The organism is Roseovarius sp. MBR-51, assembly GCF_053628575.1.
Genome location: NZ_JBRJGQ010000050.1, coordinates 1 through 4,991 on the forward strand (window position 1 = coordinate 1; position 4,991 = coordinate 4,991).

General features: G+C 56.8%; 2 protein-coding genes and 4 pseudogenes. 4 read left to right on the plus strand and 2 right to left on the minus strand.

What is annotated here, in order from left to right:
* A pseudogene (locus ACSSVY_RS22525) lies at window positions 1-229 on the plus strand (class I SAM-dependent methyltransferase); the annotation flags it as partial.
* 25 nt (window positions 230-254) lie between these two features.
* Window positions 255-944, plus strand: coding sequence for an N-acyl amino acid synthase FeeM domain-containing protein (locus ACSSVY_RS22530; RefSeq protein WP_454272264.1), 690 nt, complete (start codon window positions 255-257; stop codon window positions 942-944).
* A gap of 345 nt (window positions 945-1,289) precedes the next feature.
* Here the strand turns inward: ACSSVY_RS22530 and ACSSVY_RS22535 are convergent, their stop codons facing one another.
* A complete protein-coding gene (locus ACSSVY_RS22535; RefSeq protein WP_454272266.1) occupies window positions 1,290-2,702 on the minus strand; it encodes an MATE family efflux transporter in 1,413 nt (470 codons plus the stop codon).
* A 289-nt stretch (window positions 2,703-2,991) separates the two neighbouring features.
* Between ACSSVY_RS22535 and ACSSVY_RS22540 the strand changes: the two are divergent.
* Window positions 2,992-3,222 (plus strand): annotated as a pseudogene (locus ACSSVY_RS22540) (transposase); the annotation flags it as partial.
* A 56-nt stretch (window positions 3,223-3,278) separates the two neighbouring features.
* Here ACSSVY_RS22540 and ACSSVY_RS22545 read toward each other — a convergent pair.
* Window positions 3,279-3,958, minus strand: a pseudogene (locus ACSSVY_RS22545) (IS6 family transposase).
* Between the two features lie 608 nt (window positions 3,959-4,566).
* Between ACSSVY_RS22545 and ACSSVY_RS22550 the strand changes: the two are divergent.
* Window positions 4,567-4,740, plus strand: a pseudogene (locus ACSSVY_RS22550) (IS6 family transposase); the annotation flags it as partial.
* Window positions 4,741-4,991 lie beyond the last annotated feature (251 nt).

Sequence of the window (4,991 nt, forward strand, 5' to 3'; positions counted from 1 at the left end):
CTTGAGAAAAGAACATGGGCTGGCAGGCACACTCCGGGTCTTTTGGCAGGGACGAGAAATCGCCAAGCAGAACAAGGCTATCTTCAAGGCACAAACGAACGGCGCTTACTGGACGCACACCGAGACAGAGATTGCATCGGCAGCCACCGCAGCGGACTTCGAAATCCTCAGGCAGGACTCCGTTTATCGTGGCTACAGCGACCGCCTCGTATGTCGCGCAAAGCTGTAGTCGCGCAGGCTTGGAAGGAGCGATCATGAACGAGCAAGCCATCGATGCGTTGAAGCACGCGCGCTACAGGGTTCTGACCGACAGCGAGGACCTGGAGGAGGTATATCGCCTGCGCTACAAATGCTATCGCGCCGAACGGTCGGTCGCCGAAAACGAGCGCAGGATCATGTCCGACGCATTCGACGAGACGGCGAACTGCGTCCACGTCGGTGTTGAAATGGATGGAAAGATGTTGGCGTCGGTACGCCTGCACCTGATCTCCAAGCTCTCGCTTACGTCACCGACGCTGGAGGTGTTTCCCGAGATTCTGGAGGACATCAAACGCGGACAGACGGCGCTCGATTCGACCCGCCTTGTGATCGATCCTGCGGCCCGCAAACAGCGCGTGCCGTTGCATTTTTTAGCACTGCGCATCCCATGTCTGGCTATAATCTTCTACGATATCGATCTGGGCCTTGCGCCGGTGCGTGCCGAGCATGCCGCGTTCTACCGCCGCTACTTTGGTTATAAACCGGCGATGGAACCACGCAGCTACCCTGGGTTGGCAAAGCCTATCCACCTTCTGACAGCCAAGGTTCGGGAACAGCGCGACGCGGTTCTGGCGCGCACTCCGATTTTCGGTCCGGTTGACGCGATCCCGCAATCCAACATTGAATTTCCGGACCTTTCGGGGGTCTATGTCGCTTCCAAGAATGGCCGTTCCGAGGCGGCCTGACTGCGCGTGGTTGGGCGCCTTAGACAGGGGACGGAGCGCAGTCGGCTTCTAATGCGGGCTGAAGTATGGCTCCCAACGAATATCAAAGTGTCATTAAGCTTTGCAATTTTCGCAATTGAAAAGCATCATCCCGCCTTGAGAGTGGTCTATTTTCAACACATTTTCGCTATAAGCGTTAACCTCGGACCAGATCGGCTCGATTGGGCGTCCTTTTGCGCGGCCTGTCCAACGCGTTATCAGCAATCGCGGCTGACTTACTCGGTATTCTTGAAGGGGGGCATTATACCGGTCTGGATCGCAGGACCAGCAAAGCACGCTAACCGGGGGACGAGGTTCTCGGAAGCCTCACATCTGTACAGCGCCTTCCCGCATCATCATGCTGTGTGTCTGCGCCTGATCCGGCGTGAAATCCTCTTTAGGCAGAGTACTTGCGACCTTCTTGAGGTAGACACTCTTCGCCAGCCGAACCGAGATGTATGCGAAAACTGCCGTATGCAGCAGCAATCCGAACGCAAGCCCCCAAAGGCCGTAGAGATACGAACCAGCCAACAGAAACGGCAGTAGCCCCACGGTGTTCTTGACCCAACTGAAACCCATCACATAGCTTGGCTGCCCCAGACTGTTCAGCGCACCACTCGAAATGGAGATCAGGCCGTTGAAGAAGGCGATGATCGCAAACGGGCTGCAATAGAGATAGATCAATTCCTGCGCCACCCCGGTCACGCCAAAGAGCCACGCAATCTGCGAGCGCAGCAGAAAGAGCAGCAGGGCCACCACGGCGACATAAAGCGCGAGGAACTTCGCGGCTGCTCGATAGGCCTCGCGCACCCGTTCCATTTTGTTCGCACCGTAGTTCTGCGCCATGATCGGCCCGATGGCGCCCGACAGTGCGTTGATGACGGCAAAGACCACCGGGGCAAGGCGACCGATGATCGAGATGCCAGCGACCGCCTCATGCCCGAAGGAGGCAAACTGGCGCATCATCATCGCCTGGCCGATTGGTGCTGCGACCGACGCAAACGCTGAGTAGAGCGCATAGCTGCCAATCTCGTAAATGTGCTTGCGCAAAGGTAGAAAGCCTGGAAACAGTATTTCCCGGATTTCGCCCCGAAATGGATAAAGTGCTACGGCCAGCGTCGCGGCGCGCGCCATCACCGTGGCTGCGGCCGCCCCCTGAAGCCCCATTCCGAGCCCGAAGATCAGGATTGGGTCAAACACCAGATTGACCAGCGCCCCACATAGCGAAGGATACATCGCCTTGCCCGCAGCGCCATCGGCGCGCAGGTGAGTGACGAGGCTCATCGAGATACCGGACAAGACCGTCGCAGGTAGGAGAATGATGATGTAGCTATAGGCCAGATCGGCTAGATCGTCCGTGGCACCGATCCATCCCAGCAAAAGGTAGAGGTTGGGGATCATCAACACAGGAACCACAATTCCGACAATGGTAGACACCATAATCGCGGTGCCGGTCATCTCGCGCGCCTGCTGCGCATCACCCTTTCCAAGGGCGCGACCGACCAGCGTTCCGGTTGCAATAGAAAGCCCGATATTGATCGTGCTCACGAAGAACAGAAGGGTGCCGGCCATCCCGGCTGCCGCCGCCAATTCCTTGTCGCCCAGCATAGAGATGAAGAGCAGATCCAGAAGGTCGACGACGTAAATCGCAAGAATGCCAATGCTGGCCGTGAACGACATCACACTGACGTGCTTTGTCAAGTTGCCCTTGGTGAAATCCACGCCACTCTTAGCAGCCATGCCTTCTCTTTTCCTGTGGACAATCGGGTAATATCGAACCCGGGTAGTAAATGGATTTCTGGGGGGCAAGCGTGTAAATTATAACTCATGGACGTAGTTCTGTAAATTCCACATCTATGGACGTTTCACCTGTTGCAATCCTTTTTGCGCAACGGAAGCGGCGATGTCAGAAACGGCACGAACGATGGGCCTTCGGACCTATGTGACCCATAACCTGACTGCGCTTGACGTTGCCCCCTGCATCTAATCCAGTTTGAGATAGACTCTGGCCCAACCGAAAGGACCCGAGATGAAGCACAGCAGATTTACCGAAGACCAGATTATTGGCATCCTGAAAGAGCATGAGGCTGGTATTTCCGTGGCCGATCTGTGCCGCAAGCACGGTGTCAGCGATGCAACTGTCTATAAATGGAAAGCCAAGTATGGCGGCATGGATGTCAGTGAGGCGAAGCGTCTGAAGGCGATTGAGGATGAGAATGGGAAGCTGAAGAAGCTGCTTGCCGACGCCATTTTGGACAATTCGGGGTGTTGTCACGTTAACTAGCCGAGCTTGCAAGTTGGCATGCCGATCGTTGATTAAGCGACGTTTGCCGCGGATTGCCACGCCTCGAATGCTTCGAGTCGATGGTAGCGGATGGTGAGAGCGAAACGACGGCGGGCTGGTACGGAGAAGGAATTGCGGATTGCATCGAGACGAAGCGTTGTAAACTACCCGACGATCGGAAACCCTGCATCACGCGCTCTCGTTTTCGAAAAGGGAGATGGCTGTTTTCTGCACGGTTATTGAGCCCCTTGTGGGACCAATGATCAAGGCCAAGCGCGACCTCGCGTTTCGCTGCCCCGTAGGAGCGCAGCTTGTCCGTAATGATCCTTTTGGGAACGAAGCCCCAGCGTTTTATCAGTTTGACCAAAAGCCGCTGTGCTGCGCGTTTGTCTCGCCTGAATTGAAGGATTTCTTCAAGAACAACGCCGTGTTGGTCGACCGCGCGCCAGAGCCAGTAAGACCGGCCCACGATCTTCACGACGACTTCGTCTAAGTGCCAGACATCGCCGGGACGCGGCTGCCGTCGCCGCAGAACGTGGGCGATCAGAGGGCCGAACTTGACGGTCCAGCGCCGGATCGGCTCGTATGAAACGTCTACGCCACGTTCCAGCATCATCTCCTCAACCTCGCGCAGGCTCAAGTTGAACCGGGCGTAGAGCCAGACAACATGAGCAATGATCTGGGGCGGAAAGCCCTTCACGATTTGCGTCAGGTCCGAGCTCGGATATGGCCTGAAGTGCTGCTTTCAGAGCACTCTCGGATGCACTGGGCTGGCTCATTCCATGTGTTTCCATCCTGGTCGGATGCCTTGCTTCCGAACGTCCCGGTAAATCCATACGGCGCACCTTCCTGAGATCCTCGATCCCTACTGCGGCTTGAAGGACTTGCGCACTGCAAGCGGCGCGCATAAGTAGCCGGATTGACAGGCTTTCCGCCGGATGTTTCGCCGCAAGAGCTAGACCACAGGTTTCGCATGTCAGCGACCAGGCAAAACGTCAATGGCGAAGAACCAGATCGGGCGATTTCTCTACGCATCTAGGACAATGCAGCAAGTCATGGCGCGACACGCATGCCAGAGGAAGATGCATCGTGTCCGGAAGGGTCATGGCTGTGATCTCATCCGGGATCCGCTGAAGCGCCGCACAAAGCCGCGCTCAGCTCGCTTCCCTTAGATCACTCACTTAGCCCCTACCCTGCCCCAACCCGAGATAGCCGCAAAGCTCTTCAGCGGAGCAATGATTGGCCTTCGCCAATCGACCGACCCAGCTTTACAAAAGCTCATCACGTGCCGGCGGCGGTCGAAACGGCAACGGCCCGACGGTCATGGGGCGTTTCAAATCCCCACGCCAGGCGCAGCGCCTTCTATCCATCCATGATCAAGCCGCCGCCATCTTCCGCCCAAAGCGCCATCGACTTCTCACAAAATCCTACCGCCAATCTCGGGCTGAAGCGTTCGGCCTCTGGAACAACTGTGCGCCTGAAATGGCTGCATGAACGGGACGCGGATCTTTATCACGTCGCGACATAACAACCTGACAAAGCCCCCAAATTATCGGATGCCGGACAACCTCTGCCCAACCTGCAGGGCCGGGTGCTATATCTCGATTACTACCTAGGCTTGGTCGACGCGCCCGCATTTCAACGCCCCCCCTGTCAACGGCGGAGTAAAATTCGGCCATTGTGGCGGAGCAAAAGTCGGCCAGTTTGGGGCGAGCGCCTTGGAGCGTGCGGCCCTCATATAGCAA